This is a genomic window from Streptomyces angustmyceticus, assembly GCF_040701845.1.
Lineage (GTDB): Bacteria > Actinomycetota > Actinomycetes > Streptomycetales > Streptomycetaceae > Streptomyces > Streptomyces angustmyceticus_A.
In genome coordinates, this window is sequence record NZ_JBFBHQ010000030.1 from 20,661 (window position 1) to 40,559 (window position 19,899).

Annotated in this window: 22 protein-coding genes; 5 read left to right on the plus strand and 17 right to left on the minus strand. The window is 68.6% G+C overall.

Annotated elements, in window-relative coordinates; all coding sequences use genetic code 11:
• Positions 1-99: 99 nt before the first annotated feature.
• The 4 genes from AB0411_RS33635 to AB0411_RS33650 form a co-directional block, all read right to left on the minus strand.
• On the minus strand, positions 100-831 hold the full coding sequence (locus AB0411_RS33635) for a hypothetical protein (RefSeq protein ID WP_366421031.1): 732 nt from the start codon (positions 829-831) through the stop codon (positions 100-102).
• A 65-nt stretch (positions 832-896) separates the two neighbouring features.
• Positions 897-2,843: a hypothetical protein gene (locus AB0411_RS33640; protein ID WP_366421032.1), complete on the minus strand. Its 1,947-nt coding sequence runs from the start codon at positions 2,841-2,843 to the stop codon at positions 897-899.
• Between the two features lie 693 nt (positions 2,844-3,536).
• Positions 3,537-5,102 carry a terminase large subunit domain-containing protein gene (locus AB0411_RS33645; RefSeq protein ID WP_366421033.1) on the minus strand — a complete coding sequence of 522 codons (1,566 nt, stop codon included), beginning with the start codon at positions 5,100-5,102 and terminating at the stop codon, positions 3,537-3,539.
• On the minus strand, positions 5,083-5,610 hold the full coding sequence (locus tag AB0411_RS33650) for a hypothetical protein (RefSeq protein WP_366421034.1): 528 nt from the start codon (positions 5,608-5,610) through the stop codon (positions 5,083-5,085). Before AB0411_RS33650 ends, AB0411_RS33645 begins: the two co-directional genes overlap by 20 nt.
• Before the next feature lie 113 nt (positions 5,611-5,723).
• On the opposite strand from AB0411_RS33650, the gene AB0411_RS33655 reads away from it, so the two are divergent.
• Positions 5,724-6,152, plus strand: coding sequence for a hypothetical protein (locus AB0411_RS33655; protein WP_366421035.1), 429 nt, complete (start codon positions 5,724-5,726; stop codon positions 6,150-6,152).
• A 421-nt stretch (positions 6,153-6,573) separates the two neighbouring features.
• Here AB0411_RS33655 and AB0411_RS33660 read toward each other — a convergent pair whose 3' ends face one another.
• From AB0411_RS33660 to AB0411_RS33720, 13 genes are all read right to left on the minus strand, one after another.
• Entirely contained in the window at positions 6,574-7,047 is a 474-nt protein-coding gene (locus AB0411_RS33660) for a hypothetical protein (protein WP_366421036.1), read from the minus strand.
• Between the two features lie 127 nt (positions 7,048-7,174).
• Positions 7,175-7,954, minus strand: coding sequence for a GIY-YIG nuclease family protein (locus AB0411_RS33665; RefSeq protein ID WP_366421037.1), 780 nt, complete (start codon positions 7,952-7,954; stop codon positions 7,175-7,177).
• Positions 7,955-7,965: 11 nt separating this feature from the next.
• A complete protein-coding gene (locus tag AB0411_RS33670; RefSeq protein ID WP_366421038.1) occupies positions 7,966-8,478 on the minus strand; it encodes a hypothetical protein in 513 nt (170 codons plus the stop codon).
• 198 nt (positions 8,479-8,676) lie between these two features.
• Positions 8,677-10,854 (minus strand): hypothetical protein, encoded by a 2,178-nt coding sequence (locus tag AB0411_RS33675; protein WP_366421039.1) that lies wholly within the window; start codon positions 10,852-10,854, stop codon positions 8,677-8,679.
• A 19-nt stretch (positions 10,855-10,873) separates the two neighbouring features.
• The gene (locus AB0411_RS33680) at positions 10,874-12,859 is read right to left on the minus strand and encodes a hypothetical protein (protein ID WP_366421040.1); all 1,986 of its coding nucleotides are present in this window, start codon (positions 12,857-12,859) and stop codon (positions 10,874-10,876) included.
• Positions 12,860-13,095: 236 nt separating this feature from the next.
• The gene (locus AB0411_RS33685; RefSeq protein WP_366421041.1) at positions 13,096-13,275 is read right to left on the minus strand and encodes a hypothetical protein; all 180 of its coding nucleotides are present in this window, start codon (positions 13,273-13,275) and stop codon (positions 13,096-13,098) included.
• A gap of 30 nt (positions 13,276-13,305) precedes the next feature.
• Complete coding sequence (locus AB0411_RS33690) at positions 13,306-14,499, minus strand: hypothetical protein (RefSeq protein WP_366421042.1); 1,194 nt, start codon at positions 14,497-14,499, stop codon at positions 13,306-13,308.
• 72 nt (positions 14,500-14,571) lie between these two features.
• Entirely contained in the window at positions 14,572-14,745 is a 174-nt protein-coding gene (locus AB0411_RS33695; RefSeq protein ID WP_366421043.1) for a hypothetical protein, read from the minus strand.
• 82 nt (positions 14,746-14,827) lie between these two features.
• Positions 14,828-15,043 (minus strand): hypothetical protein, encoded by a 216-nt coding sequence (locus AB0411_RS33700; RefSeq protein ID WP_366421044.1) that lies wholly within the window; start codon positions 15,041-15,043, stop codon positions 14,828-14,830.
• Between the two features lie 8 nt (positions 15,044-15,051).
• Positions 15,052-15,453, minus strand: a complete 402-nt coding sequence (locus tag AB0411_RS33705; protein WP_366421045.1) for a hypothetical protein — start codon at positions 15,451-15,453, stop codon at positions 15,052-15,054.
• Positions 15,453-15,644: a hypothetical protein gene (locus AB0411_RS33710; RefSeq protein ID WP_366421046.1), complete on the minus strand. Its 192-nt coding sequence runs from the start codon at positions 15,642-15,644 to the stop codon at positions 15,453-15,455. Before AB0411_RS33710 ends, AB0411_RS33705 begins: the two co-directional genes overlap by 1 nt.
• Positions 15,641-15,886 carry a hypothetical protein gene (locus AB0411_RS33715; RefSeq protein WP_366421047.1) on the minus strand — a complete coding sequence of 82 codons (246 nt, stop codon included), beginning with the start codon at positions 15,884-15,886 and terminating at the stop codon, positions 15,641-15,643. Before AB0411_RS33715 ends, AB0411_RS33710 begins: the two co-directional genes overlap by 4 nt.
• On the minus strand, positions 15,886-16,254 hold the full coding sequence (locus tag AB0411_RS33720) for a hypothetical protein (protein WP_366421048.1): 369 nt from the start codon (positions 16,252-16,254) through the stop codon (positions 15,886-15,888). Before AB0411_RS33720 ends, AB0411_RS33715 begins: the two co-directional genes overlap by 1 nt.
• A gap of 207 nt (positions 16,255-16,461) precedes the next feature.
• Between AB0411_RS33720 and AB0411_RS33725 the strand changes: the two genes are divergently transcribed.
• From AB0411_RS33725 to AB0411_RS33740, 4 genes are all read left to right on the plus strand, one after another.
• Entirely contained in the window at positions 16,462-16,692 is a 231-nt protein-coding gene (locus tag AB0411_RS33725; RefSeq protein ID WP_366421049.1) for a hypothetical protein, read from the plus strand.
• Between the two features lie 183 nt (positions 16,693-16,875).
• Positions 16,876-18,081 carry a helix-turn-helix domain-containing protein gene (locus AB0411_RS33730; protein WP_366421050.1) on the plus strand — a complete coding sequence of 402 codons (1,206 nt, stop codon included), beginning with the start codon at positions 16,876-16,878 and terminating at the stop codon, positions 18,079-18,081.
• Positions 18,082-18,297: 216 nt separating this feature from the next.
• Complete coding sequence (locus AB0411_RS33735; RefSeq protein ID WP_366421051.1) at positions 18,298-18,573, plus strand: hypothetical protein; 276 nt, start codon at positions 18,298-18,300, stop codon at positions 18,571-18,573.
• Between the two features lie 229 nt (positions 18,574-18,802).
• On the plus strand, positions 18,803-19,885 hold the full coding sequence (locus AB0411_RS33740) for a hypothetical protein (protein ID WP_366421052.1): 1,083 nt from the start codon (positions 18,803-18,805) through the stop codon (positions 19,883-19,885).
• Positions 19,886-19,899: the final 14 nt, after the last annotated feature.

Genomic DNA, 19,899 nt, shown 5'->3' on the forward strand with positions numbered 1-19,899 from the left:
CTCCTCGTGCGGTGACGGCGCTGCTGCGGCACCGGGTGGTGCGCGTCCACGAGGAGAGGGCGTGGTCCCGTTCGCCCGGCCGTGACCGGGAAGCTGTGGTTATGCGGTGTTCTTGAGGTGGCCGCGGATGCGGGCCATCTCGCGGCCGCGGTCGCCGGGCTTGCCGGTGGATGCGGGCCGGGCCGGCGGTCCTCCGGCGGGTGCGCCGCCGGGGGCGGGCGGGAGGCTGGACGGTGCGGCCGCTGCAGGGCGGACACCGAACAGCTCGGGCCGGCGCTCCTTCAGCTTGGCTGCTGCTTCCTGCACCGCGGTGTCGTCCGCGTCGTCCTCTACGCGCAGGAGAGCTGCGGCGTCGTCGAGGTCGTCGCCGGTCGCGCCGAGCCCGGCCAGGACATCGCGGCGGTTGACGTTGCGTTCCCGGGCGATGGCGGCAGATTCCCGGGCGGCCAGTTCGGCCTCGCGGCGCTCCAGCTCGGCTCGGCGCTTCTCCTCTTCGGAGAGGGCGTCCTGCTGGGCCTGGCGTGCGGCTTCGATGAACGCCTTGGCGTCGTCGGCGTTCTTGAAGCCGTTGGCGGCGGCGAAGTCCTCGAGGGCCTTGCGGGCGCCGGCCCGCTCTCCCTGGGACTTTTCCTTGGCGGCGAGTGCTGCGACCTCGTCCTGGGTGAAGACCTTGCCTGCGGGTGGGGCGGGCTTGGGGGGCTCGGCGGCGGCTCCGCCTTCGGGGGTGGCGTCGTCTCCGCCGTCGGCGTAGAACGTGAAGGGGTTCGGGGCGTAGGGGTGCGACCAGCCGGTGGTGGCCGGGTGCGGGTGGTGCAGCGCGGGGCGGCGCATGAGGGCAAGTCCTCCCACAGGAGAGTCGTCAGGCCCCGCGCCTGTGATCAGAGTAGGCACATTCGTCACGGGGCATTCCCCCTGCTCTGCCCCTGCTTCTCGTTTGTGCTGGTCAGGTCGGTGGTGGTGTTCGGGTCGGTGGCTGCCTGCGCGTCAGGGGCGGCCTGGTCGGCTGGCGTTGCGGGGAGAACAACGGTCGGCGCGACGGGGTCGGGGTTGAGGTCCAGGCCGAGGTAGTCGCCGACGGCGCCGCTGTCGCCGGTGGCGTCGGCGAGGGCCTTGGCCTGGTCGAATGACCGGGACTGGATTCGCTCGATCTCCTCGGCTGCGTCCTCGATGGGGAATCCGGCGTCCTGGAGCATGCGGATCGCGGTCTCGAGGGAGAGGACTCCGGCGCCGACGCCGGTGCTGACCTGCTCCAGAACGGCCGCCTTGTCGGTCGGGGTGTAGGCGCCGAACGACAGCTTCGCGGGCTGCGGCTGTACGCCCACCCAGTCCGGGTGCTGCCCGGCGAGGAACAGGCGCTGCACCATCTTGAGGAGCAGGGCGTACTTGTGGTCGCGGGCCAGGCGCATGGAGGAGACGAGCGCGTCCAGCGGTCCGAGGGACAGCTGGAGGGCGTAGCCGGAGGGCACCTTCGACGGGTCCATGGTGCCGAGGGCGACCGCGGGGAGGCGGGCGACGTTCGCGGTCCGGTCCTGGAGGTCGTGAACGTGGCTGCGGAGTTCGGCGAGGGCCTTGGAGGTGTCGACGGCGACCATGCCGCCGCCCTCCCCCAGCGTCCACACCATGCCCGGCGCGACTTCCTGCGAATTACTGCCGGTGGCGGCCTTGCCCCAGATGCCGACCATCGGGGAGCCGGTGGTGGCGGAGGCCCGGGAGGAGTCGGTGTCGGTGCCGGCGAGCTCGTCGAGGACCTGCAGCACCTTGGCGAGGCTGGACTGGCCCCAGTGCTCCTCTGCCGGGGGCACGGTGTTGGGGAGGTGGACGACTGGCACGAAGTCGATCAGTAGGTCCAGGTGGTCGAGGACTTCGCCGTCGCCGCGGGTGGCGAAGGTGGCCACGTCCAGTGGGAGGGAGTCGACGTCGCAGGGGCCCTTGATGTCGCCGAGGTTCCAGGTGGCGTCGGTGAGGTAGCAGGTGACGTAGCTGGGCTCGTCGTTCCAGGCGTACTGGCGGGAGATGGCGCCGCTGTCGGGGTTGAGGAAGTCGCCGCGGGTCAGCGGCGGCGGGGGCTGCTCGCCCTCGGCCGCGTCGTCGGGCAGGACGCCGGGCAGCGGGGCGCGGACGGCTCGGCCGGCCTGGTCGACACCGGAGCCGGTGGCGGGGCGGATCCAGTCCAGCTCGTACGTGATGCGGCGAATCCGCGCCTTCAGGCCGCGCTTGGGGTCTTCGGGCAGCTCCCAGGCGAAGTGCACGCGGGTGGGGTAGTCGCCGCCGTCGGCGTCCTCGCCGATGACGGGGAAGTAGAAGCCCGGGTCGTGGACCCTGACCGTGGGCCGGTTCTTGCCGCGGTCCCAAGCCAGCCGGTACACGCCATCACCCAACGAGACGGCCTTGCGTTCGGCCTGCTGGAGGCGCATCGGCAGCTGCTCATCCTCCGCCCAGTCCCGCAGGAGTTCCTGGACGCGGGCGGCCATCGCCGCTTCGGCGTCGGCGTTGTCATCGCCTTCGTGCTCGGCGCCGGGCACGGTGATGGTCTGCTCGCGGCCCAGGACGTGCGCCATGACGGTGTCGATGAGCATCGACGCGTCGCCGAACTCGCGGCGGTCCCGGGCGTGGACGTCCCCGCCGACTTCGGCGAGCCCTGCGGCCTGGTTCTGGTCGTATGCGGCGAAGAGCTTGTAGGCGGCGAGGCGGCGTTCGTCCTCGGCCGGCACCCACATGGCCTGGGCCTCTGGGAAGGCGCGCCGGTTGGGCATGCCGAGGGCGTCGGAGTAGATCGGCTTGTAGTCCAGGTAGGACCAGGCGTCGATCCGCAGCAGGCGTCGGGCGCCGGAAATGAGGCCCACTGGTGGTCTCCGTCCACGTCAGGCCCCGCGCCTACTGATCAGGGTACGGGCCGACCGCAGAGACGTTGCCCCTGAGAGGGGGACGGGCGTGAAAGGTTCCCGCGGCGCGGGGATGCGCGCATTAGTTCATCCGTACGGGTGACGGCCATTCAGGGACGTTCTGTGAGCACACGATTGATGGTCTCTGAGGGCTTTGGGTGGGGTTAGAGTGACGCCTAGCGGACGACTTGATGTCCTCACTCCAGCGCTTCCGGCACACGTGTCCGGGAGCACGCGGCCTGGGCTAAACAACCCGAGCTGAACAAGGGAGTGAAGATGATCGGGGACGAACCGCCGGACTGGGGGCTGTGGAACCTCTACGTCGCGCTGTTCCAGTTCGCGCTGGACTTCGCGCAGGTTCTCGGCAGCCGTTAACCCCAGACCGGCGTCCGCTCGAACGGTGGCAGCCAGCCCACAGGCCAGGACCACCGCACCCATATTGCTGAGGGCTCCGCTACCGCGGGGCTCTCAGCTTTTTGTTCCCTCTGGCGCAAGGGTGCTTGCGTTGGGAACGACTCCGTCACTGTAGCCCGGGAGACACGAAGTTAGTAACCGAGTGCGTAACTGGCCTCCGAAAGTGTCATCCATGATTTCGCCCATTAATCCCGCGAAAAAATCGGGCAGGAAGATTCACGCTTGGTGACGCGCAACGGCTCAGCGGCGGCCTGAGAGGCGCCTGTCGGTGTACGAGGACGTGCCGACGGCTGCTGCGGCGGGGTCGGCGAGCTCGGTGAGGGCGTGGACGGCGGCGTCCATGCGGTCCGGGGAGTCGAGGCCGGGGAGCCAGGTGACCATCTGCGTCTCCAGCTTCGGCAGCTCTCCCAGGTGGTGGACCAGGCCCTGCTCGTACAGCTGGGCGATCGGCTCGGCCCGCAGCCTCTTGCCTTTCTTCGCGTTGACGTCGATGATGCGCGGCGCCATACGGCCCTTGGTGAGGTTCTCGCGCTGGAGCTGCTCCCATCCCTGGACGACGGCCTGTTTGGCCATGTCGCCTCCGTAGTTCGTCTCGACGACGATGGCGTCGGCGTCGAGTTCGAGGGCGAGGAGACATGCTTCGCGGCCGCGGTCGTTGGGTCCGTGGCGGCCGGAGCGGTCGGCGAGGACGTAGTACTCCCCTGCCCCGTCGCGGCCGGCGGCGACGATGCCGGATTCGTCGTTGGTGGCGCTGTCGCCGCCGGCGGGGTCGAGGGCGACGACGACGCGGGTGAGGTCGACTGCGCGGTATGCGGTGGGGCTGATGCGGTGCTCGGTGATCCAGGCCCATTGCCAGACGCCGCCTTCGAGCGGTCGGGGCTGTTGCTGGTAGAGGGCCCACCAGACTCGTTCGCCTACGGCGCGGTGGGTGCGGGCGAGTTCTTCGGCGTCGTATTGCTCGGGCCAGAGGGCGTCACCGGGCCAGCGGCCGAGGGGGTCGGTGTCGGAGAGAGCGAGGGCCGGCAGGTCAATGAGGGTCCAGTTTTCGGGCTCGGTTTCGAGGATCCGCCCGGAGAGGTCGTCTTGATGCCAGCGCGTGTTGATCAAGACTATTGACGCACCGGGAGCTCGGCGGGTGTAGAAGACGGACTGGTACCAATCCCACACGCGTTGGCGCTGAGCTGGACTGTTGGCGTCGTCGGAGCCCTTGAAGGGGTCGTCGATGATGCCTAGCGAAAATCCTTTTCCGTTGAGCGAGCCTCCGACGCCTGCGGTGACCATGCCGCCGCGCACGGACGAGCCGCGGGGCTGCTCAAGGTCGAAGCGGCTCGCAGCGTGGCTGCCGGGGTCGAGGCGGACCCCGAGGGTGTCGCCGTACTCTCGGAGCTGGTCACGTACCCAACGCCCGTGATCGTCGGCAAGGTCGGCGCCGTAGGAAGCGAGCATGACGCGGCCCGTTGGGTTGCGTCGTAGGTACCAGAGCGGTCCCCACCGGGACGCTCTCTGAGATTTTCCGTGACGTGGCGGCATCGTCAGCATGACCTGCATGCGCTCTCCCGCGGCGATCCGCTGGAACACGCCGTCGATGAGGTCCAGGTGCCGGGCCTGCTTCTCCCGCCCCTCTGTGAGGACCGCGGCGAGCGCGCCGGGTGAGCGGTCCATGGCCATCTGCCGCTCCACCCAGGCGAGGCGGAGGCGCACTTCGGGGCTGGCGGCTGCGGCGATGCGTCGGCGTTCGGCGGCCGGGAGGGTGCGGTAGTGCTGGAGGAGGGCGTCCTCGAGGAGGTCAGTCGCCGCTGTCGTCACCGGCGGTTTCCTGCTCGTCGTCGGTGTTTCCCGTTTCCCCGGCGATGCCGATGAGCTTGTTCAGTTCGGCGAGGGAGCCGGCGCCGAGGGGGACGGCGCCTCCGTCGGGCCCGGACAGTTCGGTGCGGACTGGGGAGTCGAGGCCGTTGAGCTTGGCGCGGCGGTCCATGAGCTTGAGGACGGTCTCGACGGCACGGAGGTCGATCTCTTCGGCGACGAGGTTGCGTTCTTTGTCGAAGACGGGGCTGGGCTGGGTGGCTTTCTCCCACACCGCGGCCAGGAGCTCGTCGAGGCGTTCGTTCTCCTGCTGCCGGTAGGCGGACACTTCGGCGGCCTGCTCGTCGCGGCGTTCCTGGATGGCGCGGACGAAGTCTTTGGAGGCGACGCTTCGGGAGGAGTATCCGAGGACTTTGACGATGTGGTCGAAGTCGTGGCCGGCGCGGCGGAGCTTGATGAGCTTGGCGCGGCGTTCGGCGACTTCGGCCATTTCGGCTTTGGAGTGGGGCATGGCGGTCGGGGCTCCCGCTTGTGTCGTTGTGCAGGCCCCGCGCCTAGTTGAATCTTCCCCGGTTTCTGACGTTCCGTTCCCCCGTGCCTGGTGGCGGTGGGATCCTCCGCTGCATGAGACGTGTGCGTGTGGCGGGTGTTGCGGTGGCGGCTGTGGTGGTGCTGTCGCTGGTCGGGGGCTGCTCGGGTGGGGCGGAGGGCGGCGGGGGTAAAGCGTCGGCGGGCCCGTCGGCTGCGGTGTCGTCGCCGGCGGTGATGGGCGTGGATGAGGCGCTGTCCCAGTACCAGGAGGTGACCGCGCCGGGCTGCTCCGCGGAGGACTGCACCGCGTTCATGGAGGCGAAGCTGGGTGCGGCCCGGGATCTGCGGCTGGCGTTGGCGGCGGAGGATGGGGCGCGGTTCGCGGAGCCGATCCGGGATCTGCGGCAGGGCGAGGAGGCGGCGGATCACTACGGGTGGGACAACTTGAACGCCCGCGGGAACAGCGCTGCGGTGAACCTGCCGATTCAGCGGGCGATTGCGTGGCTGCGGGTCAACCGGTGAGGAAGGGGGCGGCCCCGCCTGCCTGAGGGCGGGGCCGCCGGCCGCGGCGGAGAGTGCGCTCCTGCCGGGCGGTGCGCCACTGGGGGATGGGCGCACGTTGGGGGTGCACGGCCTGGTGCTCCTCGGCGCGGGGACACTAAGGGGCTCAGGCCGTGCACTGTTGATGGTGGGGCACGTCAGCGGGTTTGTCCGACGTGCATTCCCCCGGGCTATTGGCCGAGGCCTCCGGGGCACGTCTCGCGGGATCCGTCGGGTTTCTGGTGGGTGGTGACGGGTTGGCCGGGTGGGCTGCCGACGATCTGCTGGCAGCTGGGGCAGGTGGCTTGGGTTAAGGCTGGGTCGATCCGCATGGCGCCTCCTGGCAGCACGAAGGGTCCCGCCCCCGTGTGGGGCGACACCCTGAGCTACCCGGCAGCGTCGGTCAGAAAGCGTCTTGCAGGTCGAAGGCCCTGTTGCCCTTGCCCTGGCCGGGGCGGGCGGTGTGGATGAAGGGGAGGAAGCCGCGGGCGCCGTCGTGGAATTCGAGGCCGACGCCGGGGTGGGCGGTGGGGGTGTCGGCGGCGGAGTAGGCGTAGGTCCGCTTGATTTCTGCGTTGCCGGAGTTGTTGAGGATGGCGGCGATGTAGGCCTCGGCGGAGGTTGGTGTGACCTTTCCGTTCTGGAGGAGGTCGGGGACCGGGGTCTCGGCGGGAGGTGCTTCGGTGACTGGCTTCTCGGAGTATCCGCCGGGCGGGGAGGCGCCTACGACGCCGCACCACATTTCGGCTCCGGTGGCGAAGGTGACCTGGACGCCGAAGGGTCGGGTGGTGCCTTCCTGCCACACCTCTGTTCGCTGGACCTCGGGGGCGTTTCCGAGGGTTGTGGCGACGAATTCCATGAGGCGTTGCGGGTGCATGTTCGGCGGTCCTTCCGGTGGGGTCGGGGTCAGTCTATGAGGCTGGGTGGGTGATCACTTGTGGGTGTTGGTGGGCCGCCCGCCGGGGTGCGGGCGGGCGGTGTGCGGCTGGTGCGGTGCGCTGCTGCTACTCCCCCGGGGCTTCCGCGTCGGCGCTCGGCTGCCAGGACGGGCCAAGGCTGTACTCGCCGCGCACCACGGGGTTGCGCTGGATCCGTCCGGTCCTGGACAGGCGAGAGAGTGCGTTATCGAGGGTGGAACCGTGCACGCCAGCTCGGACGCCGATCTGGTCCTTGTGCAGGTACACGGACCCGATGGGGCTGGAGACATATGCGAGTACGTCGAGGATCTTGGCTTCAGCGGAGGGCGGCTTCGGAAGTAGATCGGTGCCGGCCGTTGATGAGTCGGCTTCGCTTGTCCTGGCAGGAGAAATCTGAGGCTGCCTCAGGACGGCGTCTGCCTGCTTGCGGCGTGCGATGTAGTCCTGGATGCGAGGCGACAGGACGAACCACTCCGTCTGCCCGATGCGGTCGGCTTCGAAGTGGGCGTGCAGGGCGCCTTCCAGGTCGTAGCTGCCTTGCAGAAGGAGGGCGGTGTTCTCTTTGCGGAGGCAGAGCGCGCCCGCGCGGGCGGTGATGTTAGTGCTGACGCCGATTTTGACTCTGTCACCGTTGACCATGAAGTAGACGACCGGCTGGTGGGACGCCTCAGACCACACACTGTCTGAGGCGACGGCGACTCGGTCAATGTCCAGATCTGCGGACGTGGCGGCGGCCAGTGCGTTGGCGTGTAGGACGTCGGTGACGGATAAGGACACCATTAGGGCGTGCTGGCGGCAGAGGTGGAGCGGTTGCTGGATGAATGGGTCGTCGGTGCATGTGGGGACGGCGCAGAGGTTGAGGTTCACGGGTTCTCCAGTTAGCGGGGCAGTTCGTTGCGGGTCTTGGCCCAGACGCCGCTGGTCTTGCTGCTGACGCTCCGCTGGTCCTGGTGGATGACGGCACCGTTGTAGTGGTGGTGGTGCACGGGCGGCTCGGCTTCCTTGGCGCGCTTCACGAGTCGGCTGAGCGCCAGGACGGGGACGGCGAGCGCGACGGGGGCGGCGCAGATGAGGCCGACGACGGCGGGGTCGGCGTATCCGGAGGCCCAGAGGACGGCTGTGGCGGAGCCTCCAACGACGGCGGTGAGGACGCTGCCGGAGAGCATGAGGGCGCTGGCGTCGGTCGCCTTCTGGCTCATGGGGGGCCGGCCGGGCTGGGGTACGGGCGGGGTTGCGCCGATGGCCGGGCGGGGGCTGGGGTCGCGGTAGAACGTGGGGATGCGCAGGGCGTCTTCGACGGCGTCCACCAGGTCTCGAGCCTGGTCGGTGAGGTCGGGCTGGCTGGTGGAGGTCGTGTGGGGCTGCTGAGGGTCGGTCAGGTGGACGTTCATGGAGGGTTTCTTCCTTACGCGGCGGGTGGCGGGGCTGCGGACAGAAAAAGCCCCCGGGTACGACCCGGGGGCATTCCTGGTCGTGTGCTGTGTCAGTCGTCGTCGGGCTCGTTGCGGGACTGCTCGTTGAAGTAGATGGCGGCGAAGCGAACCGCGGAGTCTTCGCTGAGCCCGGCCTTCTTCAGACCGTTGATCAACTCAGTCATGTGGAGCATCGCTTCGTCCATGGGCGTCATCTTCAGGTCCGGGAACTCGTCCGGGTGCATGGGGAACCTCACCGCTTTCAGGGGCCGCGTAGGTTCCATCATCGCCCTTAATGAGCCGGTCTTGCAGGCCGAGTTTCGCGCAGAGGTCACGGAAGGTCCGGCCGGACTTTTCGTAGCCGGCCCGGACCATCAGGGGGTACACCTCGGACGGTTTGGCCGGTCCTCCCTGCGCGGCGAAGAGCTCGACGGCGAGGTCGTCGTGGGACTTGGGGCGGGGTGATGACTTCGCGAGTTCGATTGCGGCTTCCTGCTGGGCGGCGCGCTCCAAGGCGTCCTCGTCGATCAGGGCTTCGGTGAGGCGGGGGATGTCCGCGCTTTTCCCGGAGGACGGTGGGCTGATCGCGTATCCCTCGTCGTTGGTGGCGCGGCCGAGCAGGAGGTCGTAGGAGGCGGGGGTGTCCCAGGTGTTGTAGAGCTCCCAGACGGACTCGTGCATGCGGTCGGCGGTGACGTTGCCGTAGGCGTCGCCGCGGAGGTTCGGGATGATCCTTGCCCAGCGCTGCGTCCAGGCGAGGCCCATGGCCCGTGCAGTGATCTCGTCCATTTCGGGGCGGATCGGAGAGAGTTCGCGGGCGGCGTCCATGAACAGGGACTGCATCCGCTGGTAGTCCTCGGAACCCTCTTGGAAGGCTTCGGCCATGGTGGCGTACGCCTTGGCGGGGGTCGGCTGGAAGGGTCCCTTCGTTGTGGACATGTAGGCGACGGTGCCCGGGTCGGTGAAGATCGCCATGTCGGGGGCGCCGGAGTCGGGGAACAGCATCTGGAGCTCGGAAGAGTTGTTCGTGCGCAGGCCGATGCGGCCGGGGGTGAGCTCGTCCATGGTGCCGGTGATGTACTCGCGGGTCGCGCGGAGCCCGGTGTTGGACACGCGGACGTTGACGCTGCGGCCTTCCTCGATGATGAAGTCGATGCCTTCGAGGACGTCGTCCGGCATGCTCTTGGTCTCGTCGACTCGGATGTGGATGGCGGGGATGTCGGGGCGGGCGGGCAGGTTGTCGACGTCTTCGTCTTCCAGGAGGTCGGCGTACTCGGTCTTGCGGGCGGCGATGGCTGCCTTCGCGGCCTGGATGACGAGGCGGCATTCGTCTTCGGTGGTGGCTGGCCAGTCGATGAGGGGTCGGCCGATGCCGTACCGGAGGTAGGGGTTCACGAAGACGGCGGACATCTTCGCTGAGGTGTCGAGGTCGATGACGATCGCGTCGACGCAGCGGACCAGGCCGAGGCCGAGGGTCTTCATCAGGGCCGTCTTGCCGGATCCCTGGGCGCCGATCGCGATGAAGCCCTCGTCCTTGAGGTTCAGGCTGGCTTCGTCGCCGTTTCCGATGACACCGAACCCGACGGGCTTGTTGATCGTGGTCGGGGTCAGCTTCGGGTACGGGATCGCCCCGGACATCATGTTTTTCCTGGTGATAGCGATGAACACGACGTTGCGGGGCACGGTGGGCCCGCCGGCGTTGAAGGACACGCCGCCGCCTTTGGGGAGGTGGAGTGCGCCGGCGAGGGCTGCTTCGTATCCGCGGAGGGCATCGATGTTCATGTGCGCCGGAAGTGTGATCTTCACGGTTTCGCCGGCGCCGCTGGTCCACCGGTCGACGACCGGGTCGGCGATGGCTCCTTCGATGCCGCAGACGTCTTCGAGGAGTTTCGCCCAGGAGTCCTGCGCGTTCTTGATCTTCTCGCCCTGTTCGAGCTGCCGGTCGAGTTCCTTCTCGGCTGCCCGGGTCTCCTCGCCCCACCGGTCCATGCCGATATTGACGGCCGCTCCGGTGGCCCAGATAGCCCCGCCGAAGCACATCGTGAGGAGGGTGGGGCCTTCGGCGAGGGTGTAGGAGAGCCATCCGGTGGTGGCGAGCCATGAGGCGGCACGGGCGCCCATGACGCGCCGCCAGGAGCCGCGGGCCTTCTCGTAGATGACGGCCGCACCGGTGCAGATGACACCGGCTCCGGCTCCGGCTTCCCACGGGATGTCTGCGAGGGGGGCGAGGAGCGCGGAGGCGACGGCGAGCTCGCTGCCCCAGGCGACGAGGCGGCCGGGGCTGACTGCGTCACGGCTGAAGTCCCACCGCTTCGGCTTGTCGGTCAGGGTGACTGGCAGGTCTGCACTGGACATGATGTGTTCCTCCCTTCGATCAGTTCGAGGACGACGGTCGGCCGACGACGTCCCACTTGCGGTCGACCCGCGCGCCCTTGCCGGCGCGGCCCTTCGCGTTCAAGCGCAGTTCGCGCTGGTGGGCCTTCTGGGCGGCCTTGATGGCTTTGTGGAGCTCGTCGGAGACGCGGTGCACCTGGCCGGCGGTCCGGGCGACGGTTTCGTCGACGACGTTCTCGGTCGGCCAGGTGTTCTGCATGCGCCGGTACAGCTTGGTGATCGAGTCGGCGACGGCGTCGATACCGGAGGCGCTGCCGGCGACTTCGGACAGGACGTTGACCATGTGGCCGCGCTTGAAGTTCTTCATGAGGTCGATGAGCTTGCGGGTGCTGCCGTCGGAGGCGGGCACGAGCTTCGAGCCGCCCTGGCTGGGTGCGCTGCCGCCCGGCAGGGCGAGGCGCGCGGTGTGCGCTGAGGCGATCGCGGCGCGCAGCTTCGCGGCGTCGAGGGTGCCGGGCGCGTTGCGGATGTTCCACCGCTCCTCGCCGATGCGCGGGTCGAGTACCCGGACGATGTCTTCCCGGTGCGCCTGAACGAAAACGACCATGATGTTCTCCGCCATCACGCCGGCGGTGCGGGCGGAAACGGAAGCGTTATTGAGGTGCTTGATCACTGACGGGTGCAGGGGTGCGGTTCGTGCCAGGGCCCGCCCGGCTTCCTGTACGGCCAGGCTGAGGTTCTTGCACATGTTCGGGATGCCGGTGAGTTCGACGATGTGGTCGCCCATGTCGGCGTCTTCGTCGCTGTGGAGCCCGTGGGCGAGCTGGTCGGCCATGGCGCGGAGGATCGCGTAGGCGGTGGTGCCTCGAACGTCGATCTGTCGTGCGACGGTGACTCCGGCGGTGCGGGTGCCTGCCGGGGCGGCTTGGATGGCGGGGTAGTTCACGGGGGTGCTCCTCGGAGTCTCGGCTGCCTTGGTCAGGGCGATGAGGTGGTCTTCGTGGTGGATTTCGAGGTCGATCAGGTGGTTCTTCTGGCGGATGACCTTGGCTTTCACCTTGTTCGGGTCGCCCATGTCGCCGTCGCGGGCTGCCTTCTCCGCTGCTTGTTTTCCGGCGGTCACGGCGGCGCGGCGCTTGTCTTTTTCGCGCTTGGCTCGGACGAGGGCGATTCGGTCTTCGTCGACCACTTCACCGTCGATGACGTCGCTGGGAGGGCTGCTGGGCTTCGGGGTCAGGTCGTCGTCGACGAGCTCGGCGTCGACGATCTCGTCCTCGGAGCCACCGCCGCCCTTCGGGGCTGTAGGGGCGAGACCGTCACGGGCGGTGCTCGATGAGGTGTCGTCGCTGCCCTTGCCTTTCCGGTCCTTCTTCGGCTTGTCGTCTCGGTCGCGCCACGGGCGCTCGCTGCTCGGCTGCTTGCCCCGGTCCTTCAGCTTCAGGCCGTCCTTCAGCCTGTTCTTCAGGCCCTTCGGGTCACCGCCATCCTTCGTGCCGCCCTTCGGGGTCTTGTCGTCCTTCGACCCCTTCGGCCCTTTTCCAGCCTTGTCGTCGCTGGTCTTGGAGTCTTTCGGGGTCTTGTTCTTAGGGCCGTTCTTGTCGCGGTTCTTGAACTTGTCGGCGAGTCCCTTGCCGGCCTTCCCGAGCTTGTCAGCGACCGGGTCCTTCACCTTCGGCTTCCGGTTCGTGCCGCCGCTGGCGCCGTTCCCGTTGCCGGTCTTGGGGCCCTTCGGCGTCTTGTGCTGGCCGCCGCCCGAGCCGTTCGGTGAGCGGTGTCGCCCCCCACCGCCGCCGGCGCCGTTGTCACGCCCTCGGCCGCCACCGGAACCCGAGCCAGAGCGGTCCCGGCCGAGGGCGTTGCGGTCGGTCCCTGTGGCCCCGCTGTTGGTGTTCTCGTTGTGCTCGTGGCGTCGTGCGCGCCACATCGAGGCGGCAGCCAGGACGGGCAGCGCAGCGCCTCCGATGATGGCGCCGGCGGGGCCGGCGAGGAGGAATCCGAGGCCGATTGCGGCCGTTTCGCCGCTCACGCTGTGTGAGATCGCGGCGTATCCGTTTCGCAGCGAGTTGTCCGTGTTGTCACGAGATTGGCGCGGGGCGGGGCGGGGCGGGGCGGCTCCGCGGGACTGCTGAACGACCACGAGGGGGCTTCCTGAGCCGTTTTCGCTTCCGCCCCGCCCCGCCCCGCCGCCGCCAACGTCACTCGCAGTAGCGTCCGAGGGTGTGAGTGAAAAGCCAGACTCAACCGGGTTAATGGTCTCTGCGCTCACCTCCTGCACTTCCCTTCCCTGCTCTTGGGGGCGGAATGAATGACGGTGTGGTCCACGGGCGCCGCCGGGAGGCCGCGGAGCGCTTCGTCGACCAGCTGCCGCGTGGTCTTGGAGCGGAGCGGTGTGGCGGACGTGGTCGCCGTCTGCGGGGTCTGATCGGTGAGTGCGAGGTCCATTGCGGCCTCCTTCCTGGGTCGGTGTGTCGGTTACGGGTTGTTGCCGGTGACCTTGATGTGGACGTCCTTGTACAGGGCGCGGATGTCGTCGGTCTTCAGCCCGTATCCGGCATCGCGCCACGCCTTTTCGAAGGCGTTCTGTGAGGGGGCCGGGCCGGTCTTGCGGAGGTCGAAGTAGAGGTCGAACGCGAGGGTGCGCCGGTCGGCTTCGCCCACCTCGTGCCCCTTGTTCGCCTGCGCCTCGCCCGGGTTCGTCTCGGGCGCGCCTTCTCCTCGCCCCTGGGTGCGCCCTGGTGCGCCCTCGCTGGTCAGAGCGCTGATGTCGTCGGGCGCGGCCTCCGGTGCGCCCTGCGGGCCGTTGGCGGGGCGCAGGGAGCGCAGGACATAGGTCTCCTCCCGGGCGGGGAGGTTTTTGAAGGCCCGCATCCGGTCGATGCGGGTGGTGATTCGCAGCTCGATGCCGAGCTCGTCGAGGGTGTCGCCAAGGCCGTGGAAGGAGGCGTCGCCGGCGCGCATCAGGGCCTTGTTGTAGCGGTGCTGGCTCATATACCAGGGCTTACCGAGAGTGGTGAGGGTGGCGAGCTTGTCCTGGGCGTTGCGGCGGCTGATGGACTCGGCGTCGGCGCCGCGGGAGCCGATGCCGAGCTTGCATTCGAGGCGCTTCATTCGGTCGCGCCAGGCGCGGGCTAGCATCCCGTCGGACTTGATCTCGATCTTGCCGAGCTTGGCTTCGAGGCCGAGGAGCTTGTGCAGGCCGTAGGCGAGCATGACGGGGCCGACGATGCGGACCAGTGCGGTGCCGAGGTCTTCGTGTTCCTGGCGGACGACCTCGGTGGCGCCGACGGCCTGGGCGAAGACGAGGAAGTAGGCGGTGCGGGCGGCGCCCTTGTCGTTGAAGGCCCATGAGTAGATGGACAGGCCCATGACGATGGCTTCGAGGACGAGGCCGACGGTCATGTGCCAGGGGGAGTCCATGTGGAGGCGCTTCTCGGCGAAGCGGGAGGAGGTGTTGGTGGAGAGGGCGAGGCCGGCGGCGACGACGAGGCCCATGCCGAGGAAGCCGGTGCGGGCGCGGCGCTTCTTGGCGTCGTGGGGCTTCTTGCGGTCGGTGTGGCTGCGGGTCTTTGCGATTCGGTAGCCGAAGGTGAGGGTGAGCAGGGCGAGCAGGACGGCCCATGCTTCTCCGGGCACCTGCGCGACCGCGTGCAGCATCTGGGAAAGCATGGGCGGCGGTGTCCTTTCGGGTTCGGGGTGCGGGGCCCGGTGTCGGCTTCCGGGCCCCGCGGGGTGGGGTGGTTAGCTGCGGAGGGCTCGGGCGAGGGCGGTGTGGTGCTGGGCGCGGTCCTGGTAGTGCTTGGCGGAGGCGGTGGCTTCGCGGTCGTTGGTGCTGGTGACGTTGGCGGCGCGGCGGGTGGCCTCGATGGCGAGGTCTTCGTGTTCGGCGGCCTGCTGTGCTCGGGTGCGGGACATGGGTCTCCTTCGGTGCGGTGGGGTGGTGGGGCCCGGCCTGTCGGCTCGACCGGGCCCCGGTCAGTGGGCGGTCAGTGGGCGGTCAGGCGGCGCGGTCGGTGATAGCGCGGAGGACGTCCTGGACGATTTCGGCGGGCAGGAGGCCCTCGTCGATCGCGGCGAGCGTCGCGAACTCCCGAGCGACGGCGATCCGCTGGTCGTTGTAGCTGTCTCCGTACTGCGCCTGCGCGGCCTTCTTCTCGACGACCTGGGCGGACTTCCGGAGCAGGGCGGCGGCTTCTTCGAGGTAGCGGGACACGGTGCCTCCTATGCGTGGTCGGTGGGGTGGGGGCAGTCCAGGTCGGCTGCGGCTGCGGCCTCCGCGAGGAGACTGCGGGGCGCGAAGTCCCGGTCGTACGCCTCGTACTGCCGGGTCAGGGACCGGACCGCGTGGGCCCGGCTCGGGGTGAGGTCGCGGAGGGCAGGGTTGGTGGCCGGGTCGCCGAGGCGCCGCGCCACTGCGGCGATGAGGGCCAGGAGGTCATCGACGCCGTCGTTGACGCCGCCGATGAGGGCGATCGCGGTGCTGGTCTGGTCGGCGGTCCACTCCTGCTCGGCGATCTCCATGAGTCCTTCGGAGACCTTCGCGAAGGCGGGGTGGAAGGAGGCGAGGAGCGCGGCGTGGTCCCGCATTTCTTCGGTGACGGGGGTGGCGGTGTAGGTGGCCATCACAGGTCGCCTTCCTCGGTGAGGCCGAGGGCCGGGGCGAAGGACACCATCGCGGCGAAGGCGGCGTCGGGGTTGGTGGCCTGGTCCATGACTTCGAGGGCGATGGCGTCGTAGTCGACGTCGGTGTGGAAGTAGGTGTCGATTTCGGCGATGAGCTGCGGGTCCGGCTCGGGGGTGGCGGCGGCGGTCATCGCGCGTCCTCCGTCTTCGACTGGCGGCTGATCCAGGTGAGGACGGTGACCGCGATCGCGGCGAGGAGGGCGCTGGTGACGGCGTTGGTGGTGTTGTCGAGGGCCATCCAGCGGAGGGTGTAGAACCCGCCGGGGATGGCGATGGTCCAGGCCGGGAGGCGGAAGTCGTCGCGGAGGATGAGGGCGAGGCCGACGAGGGTGATGGTGGCGGCGTCGCCGAGCTGGTTGTAGATCTCCGCCATCACGCACCGCCGACGGCGACGAGCCGCGGGGCCGGGGGGAACACGGCGTCCATGACCGCGGTCAGGTCGTCGTCGCCGGCCAGCCGGCCTGCGGCCTCGCGGTACACGGCGGTCAGGGTGCGGACGACGTGGTCGGGGAGCTGTCCGCCGCCGATCAGGTTCCCGGTGTCCGGGTCGCTGATGGCGTGGACTGCGGCCGGGTCGCCGAGGTCCCCGTCCGGGGCGGCGTCGAGGGCGGCGTGGACGAGGCGAGCGAACGCGGCAGCGTGCTCAACGAGCAGCTCGTCGGCCTGGTTGCGGATCGGGACCACCGGGCGCGCCGAGCGCTGGCCAATGGTGTTGACGTGGGTACCTGTGCGACCCTTCATACGGATCGACCTCCTGTATCGGCAGGTAGGACGGTTCACGTCCCTTCTGGTGTTGGAGCACCGTTGGGGACACACGACCCCGGTCCGGCTTTGCTGGCCCGGGGTCGCGCTGTATCCAGTAGAGCACTGATATAGACTTGGGTCAACATCATGGGTAATGTTGGGGATGAAGCAAGCAAGGAAGCTGAAGAGAGGAGGCCCCCCGAGATGGTCACGCTCGCTGAGATCGCCAGACGCGTGAAGCTGAGCAAGCAGCGGGTCAGTCAGATCGCCCACAAGGACCCCGACTTCCCGATCCCGCAGGAGGACTGGCAGAAGGTCGGCCGGTACTACTTCCTGCCATGGGAGCCGGTGAAGGAGTTCTTCGAGGCTCGCGAACCTCAGCACGGTGTGCACCACGCGAAGCGAATCGAACGCCGGCAGAGCGACGAGTCGTAGCCCCATTACGGCCCCCCAGGAAGACGTTGAACGATCACGCCTTCCATGCCAGCACCGGTCCGTACCCCAGGAGCAGCGCTAGCTGTTGACAGATCGCCAGAACGGAATCTGTCAACAGATCAGGTCGGGCAGATGCCCCAAACCCGGCACCACGCAAGACGGAGAGGAGGAACACTCGCCACCATGCCGACCTTCCCAGAGCAGCTTCGCGCCCGCCGCCTTGAGGCGGGGTTGTCACTGGCCGATCTGTCCACGCGGACGGGCTACGACCGCACCTACTTCGCCCACGCGGAGAGCGGACGACGCACCGCTACGGAGCCGTTCGCGGCCGCGGTGGACGTCGCCCTCAACGCGGACGGAGAGCTGTACAAGGCGTGGGAGAAGGAAGACGCGATCCGCCGGCGCGACGCAGCAACGCACCGAACCCGTGCGGCGGCGCTCGCCATATCGCGGGACCTGTGCGCCATGGCCGACCTGGACATCAGCGAGCTGCATGCTGGCGTCGAGGCGACCGCGGTGGACTACCTGGGCACTCCCCCGGCGCCGATGATGGACCGCGCGCACGCACTGCGGGCCGAGGCAGCCGAGAGGATCCGGTCCGGGCATCACCGGCCGCAGGACCGTTCGGACCTGTACGTCACGGCCGGGCAGCTGTCCGGCGTGCTGGCATACGCGCTGCTGGACATGGGCGACCCGCAGGAGGCCCTGCATCACGTGGCGGCTGCTGCTCGGTGCGCGGAGTACGCCGGGGACGCGGAACTGGCGGCCTGGGTGGCTGGTACGCGCTCGCTGATCTGCCGGTTCATGGGCGATTACGGGCTGGCGCTGGACGCGATCCGGGACGGCTATCAGCACGTGGGGTCCGGGACGGGGACGGGCGAGGCCCGGCTCCGGTGCGGCGAGGCGCAGTGCCTGGCGAATCTCGGCGACTCACAGGCGGCGAACGCCGCTCTGGATGGCGCGGAGGTCGCGCGCGAACGGATCCGCAGGCCGGACAGCCTCGGTGGACTCTTCGGGTTCTCCGCGGCCAAGCAGTCGTACTACGCCGGGTCTTCGCTGATCTGGCTGGACGGCGGGCACGACGCCGAGCGCGCAGCCCGTGAGGCCACCGCGGCGATCGGCATGTGGCAGGCCGGCCCCGACGACGAACGGTCGCTGGACGACGAGCGCCTCGCGCACGTCTACCTGGCCACGGCCCGCGTCCAGCTCGGCGACGTGGAAGGAGCGGCGGAGGCCATCGCGCCGATCCTGTCGCTGCCGCTGGAGGAGCAGATTTCCTGGATCATCAAGCGCGCTGATCGTCTGGCGAGCATGCTGTCTGCCCCGCGGTTCCAGGGCAACCGGGCGGCGGAGGAGACGGTGCAGGCGATCAAGGAGTTGGCGGCGTGATGGGGAGGACGAGCATGCGCGGACCGCCGTAAAAAGCTCGCGCGGACGGACGACCGGTGTGGAGACCGGCCGCCCGTCCTGGATACCGGCGCTACCTGGATGCATCGCAGCTTCGCCGGCATTGACGAACCACCTACCTAAAGGAAGGCCGTCCTTCGTGAGCGTACCCGCCCTTCGGGGACATCGAAGTAATCGGGCCGGAAACGGGGGCCCTCAGTGACCCCCAGCCGCCCCAGATCAGAGCCCGTTGTCACCTTCACCAGCGGCGCCCAGCTGCTGGTCGATGAGGGGATCGTCGACAGCATCACCGGCGATGGTCTGCGCTACATCGCCCGTACGCGCAAGAACTGGCCGTTCGGCGAGGGCCGCACCTACCCGTACGGGCAGATGGGCAACGCCAAGACCATGCCGCTGAAGCCCTTCCTCGCCTACTTCCGGAAGAATCCGCCCATTGGTCGCGGACCATCCCAAAAGACACGGAGGCCACAGTGAATCGTCCACCCAGCCGATGCCGGGCACGCAGCCCCGGATACGCGAAACGGCCGGCAGGAGTTCGCAGCTCCACCGACCGTTTCAAGCGCAACAGCGAGTGGTCCCTCGCTGGTCAAAGAATCCCTCTGCAAGAAGGTGCCTTCGTCATGACTGTACCCGGCTCGGCCGTGAGACTCACTAGCACCCCTCGTAGCTTCTCTGTGATCCCTCGCACGGCGGAGGTCGCAGCATGACCGAGGTTCCCGACAGTCGCGACATGGAGATCCACGAGACCTTCAGTATCGCCCCTGAGTTCGCACCGTCCGTCACCATCACCGAGGAGACATTCTTCGAGCACGGGTGGCAGCCCCTGACCGTCTGCGTGCTCCAGGCCATCTGGTTTCTCCCGGCTGACGCCTCCTTCGACGTCGCCATGCTCGTCGACTGGTTCAAGCACCTCGGCTGGAAGAGCGCCAACGGCAAGCCTCTGGGCCCGGACGCAATGCGCCGTGAACTCGGGCTCATCCGCAAGGCCGGCTACATCAACGCCGCACGGCTTCAGGGTGAGGGGGGGCGCATGGTCGGCATCCACTACACCGTCTCCAAGCGGCGCAGCAGCCCGCAAGACGGCATCCCCGTGCGGCCGGCGAATCAAGAAAACCGCAGGTCACACCATGTGCCCTCATTCACCACACATGGCGGGCCGCCACATGTGGCGGATGAGGCAAACCGCAGGTCGCACCACGTGCCTCCAATCACCGGACGTGGTGACTCGCCACACGTGGCCGATGACCGATCCACGCAGGTCGCACCATGTGCCTCCAATGGGGTTCACCCCCCACACCCCCCGGAGGAGGTGGATACCTCCTCCCCCTACCCCCTCAAGGGGGCCGCCCGGAACGAACACACCTCACAGAGGGAGGAGGAGGTGGGCGGCTTCACCGAAGAGGACATCCAGGCCGCAAGCCGCTTTCTACAGATGATGAAGAAGCCGTGGAACGCAGGACGTGTCACAGCAATGAAGTGCGCGCCCCAGCTCCTTGAGGCGATGAGGGATCAGGGCTGGCCCAGCATCCGCGGCATGTCCGAACTCGATCGCCGGCTCTTGGAGCGGGACCTGACGAAGAACCCGGACGGGATCACCAGGCACTCCCAGGTGCTGCCGAAGCGGATCGCCGACCTGTCGCTGTACGCGGCTGTGGCACTGCCCGCCCGCAAGGCGGCCCCGGGGGCCCAGGAAGACGCTTCAGAGGCCCAGGAAGCACCTACCGTCCCCCTGTCCACCCGGAGCATCACCAGCCTCCTGGACGGGCTCCAGAAGCCCTCCGTCTAACGCAACGCGGCGCC

Coding starts and splice junctions, on each gene's coding strand:
- AB0411_RS33635 (WP_366421031.1), bottom strand. CDS start 831: ATGCGCCGCCCCGCGCTGCACCACCCGCACCCGGCCACCACCGGCTGG.
- AB0411_RS33650 (WP_366421034.1), bottom strand. CDS start 5,610: ATGCCCCACTCCAAAGCCGAAATGGCCGAAGTCGCCGAACGCCGCGCC.
- AB0411_RS33655 (WP_366421035.1), top strand. CDS start 5,724: ATGAGACGTGTGCGTGTGGCGGGTGTTGCGGTGGCGGCTGTGGTGGTG.
- AB0411_RS33660 (WP_366421036.1), bottom strand. CDS start 7,047: ATGCACCCGCAACGCCTCATGGAATTCGTCGCCACAACCCTCGGAAAC.
- AB0411_RS33670 (WP_366421038.1), bottom strand. CDS start 8,478: ATGAACGTCCACCTGACCGACCCTCAGCAGCCCCACACGACCTCCACC.
- AB0411_RS33675 (WP_366421039.1), bottom strand. CDS start 10,854: ATGTCCAGTGCAGACCTGCCAGTCACCCTGACCGACAAGCCGAAGCGG.
- AB0411_RS33685 (WP_366421041.1), bottom strand. CDS start 13,275: ATGGACCTCGCACTCACCGATCAGACCCCGCAGACGGCGACCACGTCC.
- AB0411_RS33690 (WP_366421042.1), bottom strand. CDS start 14,499: ATGCTTTCCCAGATGCTGCACGCGGTCGCGCAGGTGCCCGGAGAAGCA.
- AB0411_RS33695 (WP_366421043.1), bottom strand. CDS start 14,745: ATGTCCCGCACCCGAGCACAGCAGGCCGCCGAACACGAAGACCTCGCC.
- AB0411_RS33705 (WP_366421045.1), bottom strand. CDS start 15,453: ATGGCCACCTACACCGCCACCCCCGTCACCGAAGAAATGCGGGACCAC.
- AB0411_RS33710 (WP_366421046.1), bottom strand. CDS start 15,644: ATGACCGCCGCCGCCACCCCCGAGCCGGACCCGCAGCTCATCGCCGAA.
- AB0411_RS33715 (WP_366421047.1), bottom strand. CDS start 15,886: ATGGCGGAGATCTACAACCAGCTCGGCGACGCCGCCACCATCACCCTC.
- AB0411_RS33720 (WP_366421048.1), bottom strand. CDS start 16,254: ATGAAGGGTCGCACAGGTACCCACGTCAACACCATTGGCCAGCGCTCG.
- AB0411_RS33725 (WP_366421049.1), top strand. CDS start 16,462: ATGGTCACGCTCGCTGAGATCGCCAGACGCGTGAAGCTGAGCAAGCAG.
- AB0411_RS33730 (WP_366421050.1), top strand. CDS start 16,876: ATGCCGACCTTCCCAGAGCAGCTTCGCGCCCGCCGCCTTGAGGCGGGG.
- AB0411_RS33740 (WP_366421052.1), top strand. CDS start 18,803: ATGACCGAGGTTCCCGACAGTCGCGACATGGAGATCCACGAGACCTTC.